This is a genomic window from Saccharothrix sabaoui, assembly GCF_051756985.1.
In the GTDB taxonomy this organism is placed as follows: domain Bacteria; phylum Actinomycetota; class Actinomycetes; order Mycobacteriales; family Pseudonocardiaceae; genus Actinosynnema.
In genome coordinates, this window is record NZ_JBPKJK010000060.1 from 30,361 (window position 1) to 49,334 (window position 18,974).

21 protein-coding genes are annotated in these 18,974 nt (G+C 71.9%); 5 read left to right on the forward strand and 16 right to left on the reverse strand.

Annotation, left to right across the window (positions count from 1 at the left end):
- Positions 1 to 3: 3 nt before the first annotated feature.
- From ACR807_RS20120 to fabI, 8 genes are all read right to left on the reverse strand, one after another.
- Positions 4 to 444 carry an acyl-CoA thioesterase gene (locus ACR807_RS20120; RefSeq protein ID WP_438922893.1) on the reverse strand — a complete coding sequence of 147 codons (441 nt, stop codon included), beginning with the start codon at positions 442 to 444 and terminating at the stop codon, positions 4 to 6.
- 22 nt (positions 445 to 466) lie between these two features.
- Entirely contained in the window at positions 467 to 1,654 is a 1,188-nt protein-coding gene (locus ACR807_RS20125) for an acyl-CoA dehydrogenase family protein (RefSeq protein WP_438922894.1), read from the reverse strand.
- Complete coding sequence (locus tag ACR807_RS20130; RefSeq protein WP_438922895.1) at positions 1,641 to 3,200, reverse strand: amino acid adenylation domain-containing protein; 1,560 nt, start codon at positions 3,198 to 3,200, stop codon at positions 1,641 to 1,643. The genes ACR807_RS20125 and ACR807_RS20130 overlap by 14 nt, the downstream gene beginning before the upstream one ends.
- Before the next feature lie 61 nt (positions 3,201 to 3,261).
- Entirely contained in the window at positions 3,262 to 4,050 is a 789-nt protein-coding gene (locus ACR807_RS20135; protein ID WP_438922896.1) for a ketosynthase, read from the reverse strand.
- Positions 4,047 to 5,243 (reverse strand): beta-ketoacyl-[acyl-carrier-protein] synthase family protein, encoded by a 1,197-nt coding sequence (locus ACR807_RS20140; RefSeq protein ID WP_438922897.1) that lies wholly within the window; start codon positions 5,241 to 5,243, stop codon positions 4,047 to 4,049. Before ACR807_RS20140 ends, ACR807_RS20135 begins: the two co-directional genes overlap by 4 nt.
- Before the next feature lie 9 nt (positions 5,244 to 5,252).
- Positions 5,253 to 5,498, reverse strand: a complete 246-nt coding sequence (locus tag ACR807_RS20145; protein WP_438922898.1) for a hypothetical protein — start codon at positions 5,496 to 5,498, stop codon at positions 5,253 to 5,255.
- A gap of 4 nt (positions 5,499 to 5,502) precedes the next feature.
- Positions 5,503 to 5,787, reverse strand: coding sequence for a phosphopantetheine-binding protein (locus ACR807_RS20150; protein ID WP_438922899.1), 285 nt, complete (start codon positions 5,785 to 5,787; stop codon positions 5,503 to 5,505).
- A 41-nt stretch (positions 5,788 to 5,828) separates the two neighbouring features.
- Entirely contained in the window at positions 5,829 to 6,611 is a 783-nt protein-coding gene (gene fabI / locus ACR807_RS20155; protein ID WP_438922900.1) for an enoyl-ACP reductase FabI, read from the reverse strand.
- A gap of 451 nt (positions 6,612 to 7,062) precedes the next feature.
- Between fabI and ACR807_RS20160 the strand changes: the two genes are divergently transcribed.
- From ACR807_RS20160 to ACR807_RS20170, 3 genes are read left to right on the forward strand one after another with little or no spacing between them, the layout of a single operon-like run.
- Positions 7,063 to 7,530 (forward strand): MaoC family dehydratase N-terminal domain-containing protein, encoded by a 468-nt coding sequence (locus ACR807_RS20160; RefSeq protein ID WP_438922901.1) that lies wholly within the window; start codon positions 7,063 to 7,065, stop codon positions 7,528 to 7,530.
- Positions 7,527 to 7,949, forward strand: coding sequence for a MaoC/PaaZ C-terminal domain-containing protein (locus ACR807_RS20165; RefSeq protein WP_438922902.1), 423 nt, complete (start codon positions 7,527 to 7,529; stop codon positions 7,947 to 7,949). Before ACR807_RS20160 ends, ACR807_RS20165 begins: the two co-directional genes overlap by 4 nt.
- A gap of 4 nt (positions 7,950 to 7,953) precedes the next feature.
- The gene (locus ACR807_RS20170) at positions 7,954 to 8,523 is read left to right on the forward strand and encodes an IS3 family transposase (RefSeq protein WP_438922903.1); all 570 of its coding nucleotides are present in this window, start codon (positions 7,954 to 7,956) and stop codon (positions 8,521 to 8,523) included.
- A 135-nt stretch (positions 8,524 to 8,658) separates the two neighbouring features.
- Here the strand turns inward: ACR807_RS20170 and ACR807_RS20175 are convergent, their stop codons facing one another.
- The 8 genes from ACR807_RS20175 to ACR807_RS20210 all read right to left on the reverse strand — a co-directional run bounded on the left by ACR807_RS20175 (position 8,659) and on the right by ACR807_RS20210 (position 17,442).
- Positions 8,659 to 10,245: a carboxylesterase/lipase family protein gene (locus ACR807_RS20175; RefSeq protein WP_438922904.1), complete on the reverse strand. Its 1,587-nt coding sequence runs from the start codon at positions 10,243 to 10,245 to the stop codon at positions 8,659 to 8,661.
- A gap of 151 nt (positions 10,246 to 10,396) precedes the next feature.
- Positions 10,397 to 11,155, reverse strand: coding sequence for an IclR family transcriptional regulator (locus ACR807_RS20180; protein ID WP_438922905.1), 759 nt, complete (start codon positions 11,153 to 11,155; stop codon positions 10,397 to 10,399).
- Positions 11,156 to 11,241: 86 nt separating this feature from the next.
- Complete coding sequence (locus ACR807_RS20185) at positions 11,242 to 12,195, reverse strand: quinone oxidoreductase family protein (protein WP_438922906.1); 954 nt, start codon at positions 12,193 to 12,195, stop codon at positions 11,242 to 11,244.
- Positions 12,192 to 13,049: an alpha/beta fold hydrolase gene (locus tag ACR807_RS20190; RefSeq protein ID WP_438922907.1), complete on the reverse strand. Its 858-nt coding sequence runs from the start codon at positions 13,047 to 13,049 to the stop codon at positions 12,192 to 12,194. The genes ACR807_RS20185 and ACR807_RS20190 overlap by 4 nt, the downstream gene beginning before the upstream one ends.
- A gap of 106 nt (positions 13,050 to 13,155) precedes the next feature.
- Positions 13,156 to 14,022, reverse strand: a complete 867-nt coding sequence (locus ACR807_RS20195; protein ID WP_438922908.1) for an alpha/beta fold hydrolase — start codon at positions 14,020 to 14,022, stop codon at positions 13,156 to 13,158.
- Entirely contained in the window at positions 14,019 to 15,290 is a 1,272-nt protein-coding gene (locus ACR807_RS20200) for a M20 family metallopeptidase (protein WP_438922909.1), read from the reverse strand. The genes ACR807_RS20195 and ACR807_RS20200 overlap by 4 nt, the downstream gene beginning before the upstream one ends.
- A complete protein-coding gene (locus tag ACR807_RS20205; protein WP_438922910.1) occupies positions 15,287 to 16,219 on the reverse strand; it encodes a DODA-type extradiol aromatic ring-opening family dioxygenase in 933 nt (310 codons plus the stop codon). The genes ACR807_RS20200 and ACR807_RS20205 overlap by 4 nt, the downstream gene beginning before the upstream one ends.
- Positions 16,219 to 17,442, reverse strand: a complete 1,224-nt coding sequence (locus ACR807_RS20210; RefSeq protein WP_438922911.1) for an aromatic ring-hydroxylating oxygenase subunit alpha — start codon at positions 17,440 to 17,442, stop codon at positions 16,219 to 16,221. Before ACR807_RS20210 ends, ACR807_RS20205 begins: the two co-directional genes overlap by 1 nt.
- Before the next feature lie 224 nt (positions 17,443 to 17,666).
- Here ACR807_RS20210 and ACR807_RS20215 point away from each other — a divergent pair, with 224 nt between their 5' ends.
- Together ACR807_RS20215 and ACR807_RS20220 are read left to right on the forward strand one after the other, a co-directional pair.
- Positions 17,667 to 18,653 (forward strand): NAD(P)/FAD-dependent oxidoreductase, encoded by a 987-nt coding sequence (locus ACR807_RS20215; RefSeq protein ID WP_438922912.1) that lies wholly within the window; start codon positions 17,667 to 17,669, stop codon positions 18,651 to 18,653.
- A gap of 17 nt (positions 18,654 to 18,670) precedes the next feature.
- Positions 18,671 to 18,974: ferredoxin family protein (locus ACR807_RS20220; RefSeq protein ID WP_438922913.1), on the forward strand; the 304-nt coding region annotated here is incomplete at its 3' end.

Here is an 18,974-nt window from a genome sequence, read left to right on the forward strand (position 1 = left end):
GGGTCAGCCGCGGAGCGGGCGGACCGGGCCGAGGGCCTCGACCAGGCGGTCGGGCAGCGCGATGGTGCCGTGCCCCTCGGTGGAGACGGTGGCGTAGACGATGCCGCCGGTGCAGGCGGTCCGCCCGTCGCGGCGGAAGGCGAAGTCGAGGGTGAAGCTCTTCCCGCCGATCCGGGACGTGCTGACCAGGACCTCCACCTGGTCCCGGGCCCGGACGCCGGCGCTGAAGTCGAAGTCGAAGTGCACGACGTGCACGTCGAAGCCCAGGTGCCGCCACTGCGGGTACGGCAGCCCCCGCTCGGTGAAGAAGACGTCGATGGCCTCGTCGACGTAGCCCAGGTACCACATGTTGAACATGACGCCTTGGCCGTCGATCTCGTAGAAGCGGGGCGTGAACGAGTACCCCGGCTTCACTCCGTCGTGGTCCTGCTCTCGGGCTGTCATGACCGCTCCTCCGCGTCGGCGTTCACCAGGTGAACGCGCCTTCCTCGTGCAGTTTTACCCCGAGAGCAGCCTTGCCCAGGTACTCCAGGCACTCGTCCGGCTTGGCGGGCATCACGGCGCAGTACTGGATCTCCCTGATCAACCGCTCCAGCGGCTTCGACCGGCTGACCGCCGCGGACCCGCACGTGGCCACGGCCTCCCGGACGAGGTCGGCGCCCAGCTCGCCCACGACGTACTTGGCGGCGTGCACCCTGGCGTTGGTCTCGGTGCTGCCGCGGTCCGCGTCGATCGACCGGGCGGCCTCGTGCACGAGGGCGCTCGCCGCGGCCAGGCGGGCCGACAGGTAACCGAGGTTGCGCTGGACCACGGGCGATTCCGCGCGCGAGGGCGTCGTGGCCACCGCCTCCACCACGTGCCGGTGGATGGCCTCGGCGATCCCGAGGTACGCCCCGGTGTACCCGGCGACCATCCAGTGCGGCTCGCGGATGATCCGGGGCAGGGACATGCCCTCGATGCCGAGGAAGAGCCGCGAGGCGGGCACCTCGACGTCGTCGAGCGTCATGCCGGCGGTGCTGGTGCCGTACATCGCGCTCAGGTCGTACACCTCCCCGAAGGTGACGCCGACGTCGTCGGGGGAAACCAGGAAGTGCGAGATCTTGCCCGGATCGGTGTTGCCTTCGGGGCGTGCCGGCACCGCGTAGTAGTCGGCCACGCCCGCCAGTGAGACGAACGACTTCCTGCCGGTGATGACGAACCCGGAGCGGTCGGGGGTCGGCCGGTAGGTGGTGCGCAGGCCCAGCAGCTTCGCGCCGCTGCCCGGTTCCGAGGTCGCGGAGGCGAACATCCGGCCGCCGCGCACGATCTCGTCGAAGAACCAGGTGCGGAACTCCTCGGCCATGGGCGGCAGTGGCGTGTCCGCCGATTCGCACATGGGTCCGATGACGGCGTTGTGCATGTTGAAGCCCAGCGCGGCGGCGCCGTTGTAGGAAGCGAGGACCGCCAGGACGCGCCAGTACTGCTCGAACCCCAGACCGGCTCCGCCGTGTCGCCGCGGGACGATGAGCCGCAGGAACCCGGCGTCGCGCAGGACGCGGTACGCCTCGCGGCTGTCACCGGTGCGGGCGTCGACGTCGCGGGCCGACGCGGCCAGCTCCGGACCGATTCCGTGGGCGGCTTCGAGGATGCCCTGGAAGTCGTCAGGAAGAGTCACCGTGTTCTCCTGTTCCGTGTCCGTCGACCGAGGGCCGGTACGTCGCCGACGCGAGCGCCAGGCGGTCGATCTTGCCGCGGTCGTTGACCGGCACCGCGTCGAGGCGGACGACGCGGTCGGGCACCATGTACACCGGGAGGTGACCGCGCAGGTGGCCCGTGATCTCCCCCTCGGTGGCGGCGCCCGAGGCGTACAGCCATATCCCGCCCTCGTGGTCGCCGGGCTTCTGGACGGCGACGGCCGCGTCCACCCCGGCTACCTCGCCGGCGACGCTCTCGATCTCGCCCAGGTCGATGCGGTAGCCGCGGCGCTTGACCTGGACGTCGCGCCGTCCGCGCAGCACGATCCGCCCGTCGGGCGTGCGGCGGCCGATGTCGCCGGTGGCGTAGGCGCGGCGCACGACCCCGTCGCCGAACCGCAGGGGGCGGGTCGGGTCGTGCAGCTCGCCCGCCTCCAGGTAGCCCCGGAACACCGTGGCGCCGGCGACGAAGATCTCGCCCTCCCCGTCCGTGGGCCGGCCGGACTCGTCGAACACGTCGACGACGTCGCCGGGGACGGCCCGCCCGACGGTCATCCCGCGGTCCGCGGTCCAGTCGGGCGGGACCCTGGTGAACGTGCACACGTTCGTCTCGGTCGGGCCGTACAGGTTGTAGAGGGGCCGCCCGTCCAGGAGTTCGACGTAGGTCTCCAGTGCGCGCGGCGGGAACGGCTCGCCCGCGTAGAGCGCGACGCGCAACGCGGGCGGGAAGTCGTCCCGGAAACCGCCGCGCTCCAGCAGCTCCTGGTACAGCGACGGCACCGCGTACAGCACGGTCACCGCCCGCTCGGCGAGCCACGCGGCCACGTCGCGGGGGAACGCACGGATGCGCTCGGGCATCAGGACGGCGCACGCCCCCACCGCGGCGGTGCCGAACAGGTCGAAGGTGGACAGGTCGAAGGTCAGGGCCGCCTGCGAACCGACCACGTCCGTCTCCGCCAGGCCCACCTCGCGGGCCGCCCACAGCGCGAAGTGCGCGACGTTCCCGTGCGACAGCAGGACGCCCTTGGGCCGGCCGGTGCTGCCCGAGGTGAACAGCACGTACCCGCCCTCGGTGGTGGGCGCGGTGGTCGGCGGGGGATCGCACCTCGTCCAGCCGATCCCGTGCCCCAGGTCGCCCTCGGCGGGTGGGTGGTCCTCGTCCGCCTGGGCCACCACCCGGGCCGCCGCGCGCGTCGCCGGAGTGGTGAGCAGCAGGGAGAACCCCGCCTGGTCCCGCATCCGGCGGGTGCGGCCGACCGGGCCCCGGACGTCGAGCGGCGCCACGACGGCCCCCGCGCGCAGCCCCGCGTAGATGCCGAGCACCGCCTCGGCCGACTTGGGCGCGAAGACGCCGATCCGGTCCCCGGCCCGCACGCCCGCCCGCCCGATCCGCTCCGCCAGGTCGTCGACGGCGGCGTCCAGTTCGGCGTAGGTCCAGGTCCGGCCGTCGGCGACCAGCGCCGGTCGGCCGGGGTGCCGCGCGGCGCTGGCGGCGAGCAAGCCGTCGAGCGTCACCGGTCCGACCACGAGCCACCTCCGACGCGCCTGATGTGCCCTGTCACGATCTCCAGCTCCCCGGGTCCTCGACTCACAGCAGCACCGTCAGCCGACGCGGCCCCCAGGCCGTCGTCAGCGGGACGGTCAGGGCGCCGCGCTCCGGCGACCGCCGGGCGGTCAGCGCGGCGAGGTAGAGCTCCACCAGGCCGGACAGCGCGCCGAACCCCGATCCGGGGTCGCCCTCGACCACCGCGCCGGACCGTGTCCGGTCGTGTGGCGGCGCGGCTCCGCGGAACAGGAAGGCCACCGCCGTGTCGGATCGCGCCAGGGGGAGCCGCGTGCCCCGCTCGACCAGCTCCTCGGCGACCCGCCGGGCCCGGACGTCGGCTTCGAGGTCGACGGCGACCAGCAGCACCTGGTCGACCTCGTCGTCGTTCAGCAGCACGTCCACCAGGTCCAGGGCCTCGTCGCGCAGGTCCCGCTGCGCGGAGAAGCACATCGTCGGCCCGGTGATGCCGAAGTCGCGCGCGACCACCCCGAGGATCGTGGTGGGCACCGATTGGTAGAACAGCAGCGGGTTCTGCATCTGGCCGGACGCCAGCAGCCTGCTGCCCAGGTCCGCGGTCACCGCGTCGCCGAAGGTCGTGGCGAGCACGAGAGCCGTCCTGGCCCCTTCGTCGCCGAAGGGCTCGCCACCGGTGACCCCGGCCACGCACCGCTCGACCACGGCCCGGACCAGGGGGCTGAAGGTCGACTCCACGAAGCCGGACACCCTGGGCAGCGCCACCGGCTCGTGCGCGGACCCGTCCGGGGCGCGCCCGGACGGGGACAGGAACGCCTCGGCCACCAGGTGGTGGCCGATCGTCGTCGCAGTGGTCACGGGCGGCTCAGCAGGAGTGCGGTGTTGACCCCGCCGAAGGCGGAGTTCAGGGAGACGGCGTGGTCCATGCGCACCTCTCGCGGGGTGTCGGTGACGTAGTCCAGGTCGCACCGGGGGTCCGGCGTCGTGAAGTTCGCCGTGGGCGGGACGATGCCGTGCCGCAGCGCCAACAGCGTGATCACGGCCTCGACCGCGCCGGCGCCCTCCAGCGGGTGCCCCGTCGTGCTCTTGGTGGAGCTGACCGCGACCTCCGGCGCCCTGGCGCCCAGCACGTCGTGCAGCGCGGCGGTCTCCGCGGTGTCGTTCGACGCCGTGCCGGTGCCGTGGACGTTGACGTAGTCGACGCGGTCCGCGTCGAGGCGTGCGGTGCGCAGCGCCGCCCGCACGGCGTCCGCGGTGCCCCGTCCCCTGGGGTGCGGGCGGCTCACGTGGAAGGCGTCGGAGGTGATGCCCCACCCCGTCACGCGGGCCAGCACCTCGGCCCCGCGCGCCCGCGCGCCGCGCCCCGACTCCAGGACGAGCGCGGCCACGCCGTCGCCCAGCAGCAGCCCGGTGCGGTCCTTGGAGAACGGGCGGACGTGCCCGTCCTTGGCGAACGCGCGGGCCGAGTCGAACTTCGCGAACAGCTCCTCCTCGACCAGGTAGGCACCCGCGCACAGCAGCGCGTCCACCCGCCCGGCGCGGATCAGCCTGGCGGCGTGGATGACGGCGTCCGCCGAGGCCACGCACGCGTTGATGAACGTCGACCGGAGCCCGCCGAGCCCCAGTTCGTCCGCCAGGGCGTGCGACAGGTGGCTCGGCAGGCTGTCCGCGACGGGGACCGGCGCGTCGCCGTCGTCGCCGGAGCGCCAGAAGGAGGTGATGGGCGTGTAGTCGCCCTGGCTCCCGACGAGAGTGCCGGCGATCGCCGAGGGGGCGAGCCCGGACATCCCGATCGCGGCCGACGAGCAGGCCACCAGGACGTCGCGCTGCCGCAGCGGCGCGGTGGCGTCGTCGGGCATGCCGGGGTAGCCGGGACCGCTGCCGGTGTAGGTGGCCGCCGCACCGCAGCGGAACCGCCCGGTGTCGAAGCGGCGCACCGGGCCGAACGCGTGCGTCCCGGTGAAGACACCGTCGAGGAGCGCCTGCTCGCCGAAGCCGAACGCGGTGAACACCCCGATCCCGGTGATGACGACGTCGGTGTCGGCTGTCATCGCGATTCCTCAGCCCTGCCTGGTCGAAGCGGCCAGTTCGTTGACGTAGTCCCGTATCCGGGTGAGCGACGAGAAGTGCTCCGCGCGGACCTCGCGAAGATCCAGTTCGATGTCGTGCTCGGTGCGCAGGCTGTGCTGCAACCAGGCCAGTGAGAAGGAGTCGACCACCAGTTCGGTGTCGTCCTCCAGCTCGTCGACGCCGGCCAGCGTTCTTCCCTCGACGAGAATCGTGCGGATGTCAGCCGTGGTGATCACCGGGTCACGCTCCTTTCGCTTCCGCGGTCGCCGGGTGCAGTGCGGCCACCTCGTCCACCAACGCGCCGAACGTGCCGGAAGCCATTCTCTCGATGACCTCGTCGGGAATGCTCAAGTCGTATTCCTGTTCGACGTTGACCACGACCTCCAGGATGCCGATGGATTCGACCCCCAGTCCGTCTGCGCCGATCGGCGCGGCCCAGTCGATCCCCTCGTCGAACTCCCCTTCGAGGAAGTTCGCGAGAACGGACGTGACGAAGTCGGCGATTTCTTCCCTGCTTGGGGGCATGTCTTCTTCTTCCCAGTTCGGTGTGCGCGTGCCCGGTCCGGTCAGTGCCCGCCGCCCACGGCGTGCACGCCGCCGTCCACGTGGACGATCTCCCCGGTGGTGCTCGGGAACCAGTCGGACAGCAGCGCCACGCAGGCCCGCGCCGCCGGCACCGGGTCGGTGATGTCCCACCCGAGCGGCGCGTGCTCGGCCCACGGGGCGGAGATCTCGTGGAAGCCCGGGATGCTGGTGGCCGCGACGGTCTCCAGCGGCCCGGCCGCGACCAGGTTGACCCGGATGGCCTTGGGGCCCAGGTAGTGGCACAGGTACCGCGCGCACGACTCCAACCCTGCCTTGGCCACCCCCATCCAGTCGTAGGCCGGCCACGCGCGGGACGCGTCGAAGTCCAGTCCCACCACCGAACCGCCTGGTCCGAGCAGTGGCAGACACGCCGTGGTCAGCGACTTCAGGGAGTACGTCGAGGCGTGCACGGCCGCGGCGACGTCCTCCCAGGGAGTGCTCAGGAAATTGCCGCCCAGCGCCCCCGGTGGCGCGGACCCGATCGCGTGCACCACGCCGTCCAGGCCGTCCACGTGCTCGCGGAGCCGGCCCTCCAGCGACTGGAGCTGCGCGGCGTCGGTGACGTCCAGCTCCAGCACCGGCGGGACGTTGTCCGGTCCGGACGGCAGCCGCCTGGCGATGCGCGCGGTCAGCCCGGGCCGCGGGTACGCGGTCAGCAGGACCTGCGCGCCCTCCTGCTGCGCGATCTTCGCGATGTGGAAGGCGATGGACGTGTCGGTCAACACCCCCGTCACCAGGACGCGTTTTCCGTCAAGAATTCCCATGACGAGTCCCCAGATCTCCGAGCCTGTTCGGAGCCGTCACCGGCTCCCGTTGCCCAGCTTCGAAGCCGGTACGACCGGCTCCCCGGGAGTTCGGCACGGAAACTCCGGCGCGCTTCGCGTGATTAATGCGCGCCAGCCGTTTCCGTCAATGATCACCGGTGCACGTGGGTCGCCGGTGCACGTGCCGATAGCCCCAGGGCGCCGAACCTGCCACTGCCCAAGCGATTACGGTCGGTTTTTCATAAAAGTGTGATCATCGTCACAGTGCCTTCGTGTCCCTTGTCCGAACCTTCGGATTGACCGCGGGCGCCCGTTGCGGGATAGTCTCGCCGCTCGATTCGAAACTTTTTCGTACCGAATCGGGAAACGCCTGCCCGGACGGGCGACCGGTAAACGGGAAGTTGGTTTTTCAATTATCGTCCGCGCCGGGTCTCCGTACTAGGGTGGCGCCATGGCTCTGGACCCTTCGTTCATCGGGCGCAGCTACCCGCGGACCCGGCCCTATCTGGTCAGCCGGGAGAAGATCCGGGAGTTCGCCGGGGCGATCGGCGACCCGAATCCCGTGTACCGGGACCCGCACGCCGCCCGGGCCGCGGGGTACGCGGACGTGATCGCGCCGCCCACCTTCGCGGCCGCCATCACCCGGGGCGCCTTCGAGTCGCTCGTCGCCGACCCCGCCCTCGGCTTCGACCACGCCCGCATGGTGCACGGTGAGCAGACCTTCCACTACCGCAGGCCCCTGGTCGCCGGCGACCTGGTCAACGACACCGTCTCGGTCACCGACATCACCACCCGGCTCGGCAGCGGGTTCCTGACCCTGCGCCACGAGATCACCACCACCGAGGGCGAGCCCGTGCTGACCGCGACCGCGCTGCTCGTCGTGCGGCCGGGGGGCGGATCGACAGGAGGAGGGGCATGAGCGCCAGGACCCACGAGTCGGTCTCGGTCGGGGACGCGCTGCCTGCCCGCCAGGTGCGGCTGCGGCGCGCCGACCTGGTCCGCTACGCCGGGGCCTCGCTGGACTTCAACCCGATCCACTGGAACGAGCGCGTGGCAGTCGGGGCCGGCCTGCCCGACGTCATCGCGCACGGCATGCTCGCCATGGCCCTGACCGGCACCGCGATCACCGACTGGGCGGGCGACGCGGGCGCGATCGTCGAGTTCACCAGCCGCTTCATCCGCCCGGTCGCCGTTCCGGACGACGACGCGGGAGCGGCCGTCGAGCTGTCCGGCAAGGTGCGCGACAAGTACGACGACAGCACCGTGCGCGTGGCCGTCGTCGCCACGGTCGCCCACGCCGCCGTCTGCAAGGTCCACGCCGTCGTGCGACTGGCCTGACCGGGTGAACCGGGACTTCAGCGCCTCCGCGCCGGACCGGTTGTTGTGTGTGGGGGGCGACGCGACCCGGATCCGCACCGGCGAGGGTGCCTTCTGGCTCGCGGCCGTGCGCGACGCGTTCTCCAACCGGATCGTGGGCCGGAAGACCAGCGACCGCTGCGACACCGACCTCGTGCTCGGCGCCCTGGAGTACGCGATCTGGTCCCGCGACGTGCGCGACGGGCAGTTGATCCACCACAGCGACCGCGGCTCGACCTACACGGCCTTCCGCTCCGCGGAACGGTTGGTGGACAACGGAATCCTGCCCTCGATGGGGTCGGTCTGCGACTCCTGCGACAACGCCCTGATGGAGAACTTCTTCTCCACGCTCAAGATCGAGCTGGTCTACCGCCGCTCCTGGCGCACCCGCGACGAGGCCGAGAACGAACTGTTCCGTTGTATCGACGGGTTCCACAACACCGAACGCATCCAGAAGGACCTCGGCCGGCTCAGTCCCGACGAGTACGAAGCCGCCTGGCACGCCGCCCAGACCGAACCGACTGCCATCCCGGCATCACCGATCCGATCCGGGTAACAACCGCCTCGGGTTGTCGGGGGAACCTCAGGTTCCCGCTCTCCGCGGGAGGTGCGGTCACCGAAGTCGGTGGCTCCGGCGGATCGCCGGCCGACGCGTCCTGGGACTTCGTCGGCCGGCGCCGTCGGGAAGTGACTACCGCCCAACCCCGACCTGTCGGGCGAGCTTGTCGGGAGCCAGGTCGAGCCACTTGTGGTTGGTGCTGTTCCAGAGGTCGCAGTGGTGGGTGGCGGAGAACTCCGCCGAGGACACGGTCGCGCTGCCACCGGTCTTCAGGATCATCACGCGGTCGTTCGAGATGCCCGGCCACGGGGCCTGGCCCGTCGTGTCCGGCGTACCCCGCCGGACGAAGGCGCCCCAGTACCGGACCATCTCGGACGAGAGGCGGAGCTCGTCGCGGTCGTGGAGGCTGTCGGGCGTCGGCCAGAGGTAGGGCTGGTCCACCCCGTGGTAGGAACCGGGGTCGAAGGCGTTCGGGTTCTCCGGCCCGGAACCGGGGCTCCGTGCGTCGAACCTGTACAGGTACGTCTTCGGTTGGTACTTCGAGACCTGCTTCGCGAGTTGTGCGTATCCGCACCCGCCGAGCCCGTAGAAGGCACTGGAGTCCAGCCACACCGAGCCCAGGGCGTAGGTCGCCGTCTCGTGGGAGGGGAAGTCGCTCAACGGGTACTGCTCCAGGACGTCGGCCGCCCGGTCGCCGAACAGGTACTGGAGGCTCTTCTCGTACTGCGCGGGAGTCGCGTAGGCGAACGGCAGGGCCCAGGGCCGCACTTCGTCACGGGTGCTGCCGATCAGCAGCGGGACCCGTTCGAACCTGCCGGTCTGCAAGGCGGTCAGCGGTGCGACCGGCAGTTCGGCGACGCCCGCCGTGGGGAGCGCTCCGGAGAGGACACCGCCTCGGAAGCCCGCACTGGAGTTGAGGATCTCGGCCGCGGACTTCCCGCGCAGGCAGGCCACGGGGTTGTTCGTCGTGCCGCACCCGGCGTCGGTGGAGAAGCGCCGGCCGGCCGCCTGGGACTCGGTGACGGTGCGGCTCGGGCACCCCCCGCTCTCGATGACCGCCCCGTTGATCAAGCCGTGGATCAGGGGTGAAGCGAGCAGGGAGCACACGGAGTGGCCGCCGGCGGAGTGGCCGGCGATCGTCACGCGCCTGCTGTCGCCGCCGAACCGGTCGATGTTCCGGTTGGCCCAGCGGAGCGCGGCGGCCTGGTCGAGGAGGCCGTAGTTCCCGGCGCCGCCCTGGCTCAGGCCCGGCAGGCTCAGGAAGCCGAAGGCGCCCAGCCGGTAGTTGATCGACACGACGATGATGTTGTTGGTCCGGGCCACCAGGGAGGCGTCCACGTTGCCGGAGCCGGCCGAGAACCCGCCACCGTGGATCCAGAACAGCACCGGGAGGCGTTCGCCGGCCGGCCTCGACGGGCGGTGCACGTTCACGTAGAGGCAGTCCTCGGTCACCAGCGGTTGGTACGCCTGGGGACAGGTGGGCCCGTGGTTGGTCGCGGGCCGTACTCCCGCCCACCCCCGCGGCGGTTGCGGTGGTTGCCACCGGAGACCTCCCACGGGGGGAGCGGCGTAGGGGATTCCGAGGAAGGAGTCCACCACGCCGTCGGTCTTCCCGATGAGCTCACCGGATTCCGTGCGGACCTGGAGCGAGCGCGTGTCCAGGCGCGAGCTGTCCGCGGTGGCCGTGCCACCGGTGGCGATGGACGTCACGGCCACCACCGCTGTGACCGCGACACCGAGCCATCTGAGTTTTCTCCGCAACGTTCCTCCCGAGGGCGAGCTGCTTTCGGTCAGCTTGTTGTGGCGCTGGGCACGGGACAACGAGGCGGTTCGGTCACCGGACCCGCGGATCGGGAATCACCCCCGCGGCTCACGGCTCGGAGGACTGCGACTGCAGGGCGCTGATCGTCCTGGTGATCCGGTGGCCGACCATCGTCAGCAATCCCGTGTACTTGGCGACGTCGGCCCGGAACAACGGCGCGGTGATGGACAGCGCGCCGGTGGTCAGGCCGGTCGGGCCGGTCAGGGGGATGGCCACGCTGACGTACCCGACGCGGGTCTGCTCGTACTCGACCGCGTAGCCGTTCGCCCGCGCCTGGGCCAGCTCGTTCAACAGGAGTCCCGGCGCGCTCACCGTGTGGGGTGTGAGGCGTTCGAGCGGATCGGCGATCACCTCGTCGACCAGTGCCCGGGGACCGAAGGCGAGCAGGACCTTGCCGGTCGCGGTGCAGTGCATGGGCATGCGGCCCGCCACCCGCGACGGCCTGGTCACCTGGCCGTGGCCCGACACCTTCTCCAGGTAGAGGACTTCGCGACCGTCGGGGACGGCGAGGTGGACGGTCTCGTTCGTGGCGTGGTAGAGGTCCTCCATGTACGGGCGGGCGGCGTTGCGGAGGATGCGCTGGCGAGGTACCCGCTGGCCGATCTCGAACAGGCGGATGCCGAGCCAGTAGTCGCTGCCGCGCCGTTCCAGGACGCCCCAGGCCAGCAGTTCCTGCGCCAGGCGGTGGACCGACGCCTTCGCCACCCCGGACCGCCGGGACAGCTCGGTGAGGCTCAGGTGCTCGTCGTCGGGGCCGAACGCCTCCAGGATGAGCTGGACCTTGCCGAGGACGCTGTTCGCCGTCATGGAAGCACCGCCAGTCCGGACATCGGGCCGGTTCGGTCAGCGGAACCGGTTCGCACGGCGCGACCGGTCCGCCGACCGGACCTGGACTACGGGATCAGGACCGCTCGGCCGCGCACCCGGCCGGCCTTCAGGTCCTCGACGGCCGACGCCGCGTCGGCGAACGCGTACTCCTGCACGCCCACCCGGAGTTCACCCGCGGCCAGCCGCTTCACCAGGTCGCCGGCGACCTCGCGGGCCCGGCGTTCCCGGCGGATCATGTTGACCGGCAGCAGCGCGACGTCGTCGAGCAGCCAGGACGGCAGGTCGACGCGGACCTCCGCGCCGGTCACGTAGCCGATGACCACCGCGCGCCCGCCCGGTCGGACCCAACGGGTGCGGGCCACCAGCCCGTCGCCGCCGAGCGTGTCGACCAGCAGGGACGCCGGGCGGTCCGCGGCGAGCCGCTCGACGTCCTCGGCCGAGTCCAGGCACACGCCGGTGACCCCGTCGGGCACGTCGGCCAGTTGGTCCGCGCGTCCGACGACGCCGGTCACCTTCGCGCCGGCGAGCCGTGCCTGCTGCGCGACCATCGAGCCGACCGCGCCGGCGGCGCCGACCACGATCACCTCTTCGTCCTCGCCGAGCCGGGCCACGTCGTGCAGGGCCGCGAACGCGGTCGTCGCCGGGACGAAGAAGGTCGCCGCGATCGCCGGGGCCAGCGGGGCGTCCAGCCGGGTCACGGCCTTGGCCGGGACGCTCACCCGCTCGGTCCAGGTGCCTCCGCGCAGCAGGCCCAGACCCGCGCCGCGCAGCATCACCCGGCAGCCCGGTTCGAGGCCGGAGTCCGCGTCGCACTCGGCCACGACCCCCGCGCCCTCGACCCCGCCGGTGTAGGGCAGGGGCGGCTTCAGGTCGAACGTCCCGCTCGCGACGGTGGTGTCCAGGTGCGCCACCGCCGCCGCCTGGACGTCGACGAGCACCTCGCCCTCGCCGCGCACCGGCTCCGGCACGTCGTCCACGACGGGAGCCGAGCCCCACGCGTGGAACCGCACCGCCCTCATGCCGCGGCGGCCTTGCGCAGGAACTCCACGCTGAGCGGGTTGTAGCGGGCGGCCTGCTCGTGCTGCGGCCAGTGCCCGCACTCCTCGAACAGCTCCAGCTGCGACCCGGGGATGTTCTCGTGCATCTTGGCGGCTTCCGGGACCTCGCCGAACGGGTTCTGGCGTCCCCACACGATCAGCGTCGGTTGGGTGATGCGCGCCAGGTGCTCCGGGCGCAGCAGGTTGCGCTGGCGCCGCTCCATGTCCTGCAAGGACAGCAGGTTGTCCACGTTGGCCACGAATTCCGGCGTGTGGTAGATCGCGTGCCGGACCTCCACCAGCTCCTCGGTGGCGTTCTCGGCGCTGGCCATGAGCAGCCGCAGGCGCTTGCGGGTCAGCTCGACGTCGTCGGTGGTGACGGCGGCCTTCGTGCTGGTGCGGATGCGGTCCATGACCTGGAGGTTGGCCACGGTCCCGCCGGCGCACAGCAGTTGCAGGCTCAGCACCCGCTCCGGGCTGTCGATCGCGGCGCGCGCCCCGACCCAGCCGCCCAGGGACTCGCCGACGATGTGCGCGGCGCGGATGCCCACGGCGTCGAAGTAGTCCAGCAGGTGCTGGACGTAGTCGGCGATCTCGTAGGGCCGGGCGGGCTTGCCGGTGTAGCCGTGGCCCAGCATGTCGATGGCGTGCACGTCGAACTCGCCGTGCGCCGCGATGTTGCGGCTGAACGCCTCCAGGTGCCCGCTGGTGCCGTGCAGGAAGACCACGGCGTCGGCATCGGGGTTGCCCGCGCGCAGCGCTCGGGTGGGCACACCGGCCGCGTCGACGTACTCGACGCGGTGGGCGATCGGGCTCAGGTCGGTCCAGATGCTCATGAGGATTCCTCGGTGTTGATGCGGTGCACTTGGGTGTTGCTGTGGGCCGCGAGCTTGCGCAGGGCGGCGATGGCCGCCGCCGCGGCGGCCAGGGCGAACAGGGCCTTCACGCGGCGACCCCTTCCGGGACGAAGGAGCGGAAGAACCCGTCGACCACCGCGTGGTAGGCGTGGGGGCGCTCTTCCTGCAGGTGGTGGGAGACGTGGTCCATGACGTGCAGGTTGCCTCGGGGCACCATGCGGGCCAGCATCAGCGGGTAGTCGGGCGTGAGGAACGCGTCCTGCATGCCCCAGATGAACAGCACCGGGGCCTGGATGAGGCCGAGCTCGGCGGTGAGGTCCTGCCATTCCCCCCGTGGCGAGTCCGACATCGCGGCCAGTTCCCGCTCGCCGGGGTCGAGGCTCTGCTCGTAGCGCAGGTCGAGCGTCTCCTCGGGCAGCCGGTCCCCGTCGTACCACTCCAGGGTGGTGATCAGGCGGCGCATCTTCTCGCGCGTCGGGCCTTCGCCGCCGTAGTAGGCGTCGCGGGCGTTGCGACCGCGGCGGCCACCTTCGGGTAGCGGGGCGAGCGGGCCGTGGAACACCGGCATGCTGCCCGTGACGACCAGCGACCGCACCCGGTCCGGGTACTTGGCGGCGAGGTTGAGCGCGATGGTGCCGCCCCAGGAGTTGCAGACGAAGTCGGCGCGCTCGACGCCCAGGGTGTCGAGCAGGGCGACGGTCTTGGCCGCGTGGTGGTCCCACATCGGCCCGGTGATCTGGGTCTTCGAGGAGCGGCCGTACTGGTGGATGTCCACCAGCAGGCACCGCCGGTCGGTGGCGAACAGCGGCGCCACCGGACCGAAGTCGCTCCACCCGGTGCAGCCGGGACCGCCGCCGTGCAGGAACACGGTGTCCGGGCCCGAGCCGAGGTCGTGGTAGTGGTAGGTGACGCCGCCGCCGTCGGCGTAGTGGCTCTCGGGTGGTGGGCTCATGCTGCTTCCTTCTGGGTGATGGACAGGGTGGTGCGCGCCAGCACTTCGCACAGGCGGCGCATCGCGCGCACGTCGACGGTGTTCATGCCGCGGCTGAAGTCGACGTCGAAGTCGGTCGAGGTGACCTTGGGCATGCCGGTCCGGACGGTCGGGATGCCGCGGGCGCGCAGGATGTTCGCGTCCGTGGCGCCGCTGTTGTCCGGCACGGGTTCGTGCGGCCGACCGCGGGTGCTTTCCCACGCCTCGATCGCGGTGCGCACGATCGGCGCGTCCGGCGGGGTGCGGGTGCCGGGGATCGACAGCACCATCTCCAGCCCGAGGTCGTCGTCGAACCCGGCCAGGAACGCGGCCAGCTCCCGTTTGACGGCCATCGGCGTCACCCCCGGCGCGATCCGCAGGTCCAGGCGGATCCGGCAGACCGCCGGGGTGACCGCGAGCACCCGCTCCCAGCCGCCGGCGATCGACCCGATCACCCCCTGCGGTGCGGCGGTGGCGGTGCGGTGCCTGGCCGGGTAGTCGGCCAGCCACCGCTCCAGGCGCGTCACCACCTCGGCGGCGGTGACGATCGGGTTGCGGTAGGGGAGCCGGTGACGGCTGCCCACGTAGGTGTGGGTGCCGGGCACGGTGATCTCGAACCAGCACAGCCCGACCTCGTCGTGGGCGATGAAGTCACCCGGCTTGGCGATCACCGCGTGGTCGGCGTGCCAGCCGCGCTCCAGCAGGAACGAGCAGCCGACGCCGTGACCGGTGTTGGCGCGGGCGGGGTAGCCCGGCGCCTCGACGGCGTTGGTGGGCATCCCGCCCGCGCCGAAGGCGACGACCACGTCACCGGCCAGGTCGGGCCGGGCCGCGCCCAGCGCTTCGGCCAGCACGAGGACGCAGGCGGCGTGGCCCTTGGGGTTGCTCGCGCCCAGACCGAAGACGAACGGCCCCTCGTCACGCGCCTGCGCGAGCATGTCCGGGCGCAGCTCCGGCCCGATCCACGGGACGTCCAGCTCGGGCTGCCCGGTGGTGAGGGTGTCGATCGGTGCGTAGAGCATGAGGTCCTCGCCGCCGCCCGTCCCGCGCAGCCGGCCCACGGCGTTGGCCTGGAACTCGTCCAGGTGCTGCGCCTGCGCGGCGAAACCCGCGGCCGACAGCCGGGCGGCGAGCATCCGCGCCAACGGCGCCTCGCGGCCGGTGGGGCTCGGGATGGCCGTGACCGCGCGTGCCGCCGCGCGGAGCCGGTCCTCGGTGATGTGCCCCAGCACCGCGTCGAGGGCGGTCACGGCCTGATCACCGCGACGCCCATCCCGGTCAGCCACTCCGGCATGGGGGAGTACGCCAGCGCGCGGCCGGGCGCGAAGCCCAGCGCGGCGGCCATGACGAGCCAGGTGCGCAGCTCCTGACCGCCGTTGCCGGCGACCTCGCCGATCTCCCGGGTCGTCAGTGCGGTGTACTTCTCCAGCTCGCCGCGTTCGAGGTCGGCCAGGAACGCTTCGTCGAAGTCGGGGAACAGCACCGGCCGGGCACCGGTGATGATCTCGCGGCGGCGGCCGTCGTAGCGCTCCCAGTCGCCGCGGCCGTTGAGCCACGCCTCCACCAGGAACTCCTCGTCCTCGCCGTCGGGGGCGCGCCAGTCGTCGGGCCAGGGCAGCTGGTGCGACAGGCCGCCGGAGGCGATCACGACCACCTTCAGGTCCTCGGGCAGCGCTTCGACCGCGGCGGTCAGGTTGCGCCCCAGCTCGGCGCAGCGGTCGGTGCGGGGGAGCGGGGCGGCGAAGACGTTCACGACCAGCGGCACCACCGGCACGTCGACGCCGTCGAGGAGGTACTGGATCGCGTGGGTCTGGCCGTGGTCGATCTGCAGGCGGGCCGAGATCGCCACCTCGGTGCCCCGTTCGACCAGCTCCTCCGCGAGCCGCTGCGCGAACCCCGGCGCGGTCTTCTGCGGCCCGGACGGCGTCTTCGCCTCACCCGAGCCGATCACCTCGCCGACGCCGAGGGTGAACGACGGGATCATGTCCAGCCAGAACCCGCGGAAGTGGTTGGACCCCACGATGATCGCGACGTCGGGCTTCGCCGCGGCGATCTCGTTCCGCGCTTCGCGCAGCGCGTCGCGGAACCGCTCCGCGCGGTCGGTGTGCACGACCTGGTCCCAGTGGGTGTTCATCAGCGTCGAGTGGGACGCGCCGACGCCGAGCACCACGCGCGCCATCAGTCCGCCTCGGGAACCGGGACGGCGACGCCCTGCGCGCCCAGCCGCTCGACGCGTTCCTCGCAGGTGTCCTCGGCGAGCTTGCGCCACTTGAGCAGCGAGTCGTCGGGCCGGTAGAGCTTCTCCGGCGGCGCGTCGGTCACCTCCACCATCCACTTGTCCTGCGCGGAGAACTGGCCGTGGAACAGCCACCGCACGAAACCGAGGTACTTGGCGTAGAAGGGCAACGCCTTCCACCCGCGCCGGAAATCGGCCATCACGCCGACGTAGAGGTGGTTGTCGGCGTCGACCGGCACGTAGAACTCGTAGTGGATGAACGTCGGGTAGACGATGCGCAGCACACCGGGCATGCTCACCGAGGCGAAGCCGGGGAACTCCTGCGCCGCGATCACCGGGTTGACCTGCCGGTGCGAGCCGGTGTTGCCGATGTTGCCGACCTTCTTCGGCGGCCTCAGCTTGAACCACGCCTGGTTGTCCCACTTGCCCAGGCCGGGGAAGTCCGCCGTCCAGTACTGCTCGTCCTGGACGCGGTAGATCCACCGGCCGCGCTGGACGATCCGGGTCTCGTTCCACACCGGCATGGCCTTGAACAACCGCCACAGGGCGGTGCGGTGCAGGTACTTCGCGTGGCCCTCGTCGTAGCCGTTCTCGCAGGCGAAGCGCCAGTTGCCCTCGCGCGGCTGGATCCGCGACCCGACGACCGCGGCGTTGCCCACCAGTTCCTCGGGCAGCTGCTCGTCGATCGGCGGGGCCTGCTCGCCGTCGCCGACGAAGACCCACACCATGCCCAGGCGCTCCTCGACCGCGTACGTGGGCTGGGTGACCTTGCCGCAGATCGGTGAGGCGGGGCCGTCGGTGATCGCGGCCTTGAGGTCGCCGGTCTTCAGGTCGAACGTCCAGCCGTGGTACGGGCAGGAAATGGTGCCGGGGAACTGCTGGTTGCCCTCGGACAGCGGCACGCCGCGGTGCGGGCACCGGTCCTTGAGCGCGTAGACCTCGCCGCCGTCGCGGACGAGCACGATCTTCTGGCCCAGCAGGGTGACCTGCCGCGGCGTGCCGGTGAACCGCGACGAATAGCCGACCGGGTACCAGTAGCCGCGGAAGCCCGCCGCCGCGGCCTGGTAGTGCGGCCAGCTCGACCAGTCCTGCCGGCCCGGGAGGATCGCCGGTCGCCGGGTCCGCCGAGGCGGGGTGCCGGTCTTCTCCCCGTTCTGCGTGCTCATGGCCGCTCCAAGTTCGTTGTGCCGAAGCTGACGGCGAGTCCACCACCCGGGTGCCCGCAGGCCAACGCCTCCGGTCCGCTCACCGGACCGGATCCGAAATCCGGGCCGCGGTCCGCTCAGCGGTCCGCGACCCGCGCTCGTACCGCGACACCGCCCTAGGGTCCGGTGATCCGCGGACGTCGTCCGTCCACTCCCGACACCACCGCACCGACGGAGGCCGGCCCATGCCCCCTGCACCGCTCGACACCGACATCCTCCTGGTCGGCGCCGGACCGACCGGGCTCTACGGCGCCTACTGCGCGGGGTTCCGCGGGCTGCGCACCGTCGTGGTCGACGGGCTACCCCAGGCCGGTGGGCAGATCTCCGCCCTGTACCCGGAGAAGGAGGTCCTCGACGTCGCCGGACTGCCGCGCGTGCGGGGCCGCGACCTCGTGGCCGCACTGCTCGACCAGGCCGACCGGTACGGCCCGGAGTACCTGCTGGGCCGCCAGGCCGTGGCACTGGGCCGCGACGACGAGGGCCGGCCCGAGGTGACGCTGTCCGACGGCCGGCTCGTCCGCGCCGGCGCGGTGATCGTCACGGCCGGCATCGGCACCTTCACGCCGCGCAAGCTGCCCGCCGGGGAGGAGTACCTCGGCCGGGGCCTGAGCTACTTCGTCACCGACCCCGCCGCGCACAGCGGTCAGGACGTGCTCGTCGTGGGCGGGGGCGACAGCGCGGTGGACTGGGCGCTGGCACTGGGACCGATCGCGAAGTCGGTCACCCTCGTGCACCGCCGTTCGACCTTCCGCGCGCACGCCGCCAACGTCACGGCCGTCACCGAGGGCGGGACGCGGGTCGTCACCGACGCCGAGGTGGAAGCGCTCGTCGGCGAGGACACCGTGCGGCTGGCGCACGTCCGCGTCCGCGGCGAGGACGCGCCGCGGGTGTTCGAGGTGGACAGCGTCGTCGCGGCCCTCGGGTTCATCAGCGACCTCGGCCCCCTCGCCGACTGGGGTATGCGGCTGCGGGGCCGTTCGATCCTGGTCGACTCGCGGATGCGCACCAGCCTGGACCGCGTCTACGCCGCCGGGGACGTGGCGGAGCACGACGGCAAGGTGCGCCTGATGTCCGTCGGCTTCGGCGAGGTCGCGACGGCGGTGAACAACGCCGCGGTCGCCCTGGACCCGGAGCTGTCCCTGTTCCCCGGCCACTCGACCGAGAACTCCTGACCCCCGGAGGGAAAACCATGGCCTACGTCATCGGCGCGAACTGCATCGACGTCACCGACCGCGCCTGCCTGGACGTCTGCCCCGTCGACTGCATCTACGTCGGCGAGCGCAAGAGCTACATCAACACCACCGAGTGCATCGAGTGCGGCGCCTGTGAACCGGAGTGCCCGGTGGACGCCATCTTCGTGGACCGCAAGGCACGTGGTGACGAGGGCAAGGCGGTGTTCGTGACCGACTCGATCGCCTTCTTCACCCAGACCCTGCCCGGCCGGGACGCGCCGCTGGGCGACCCCGGCGGCGCGGGCAAGGTCGGCGACATCG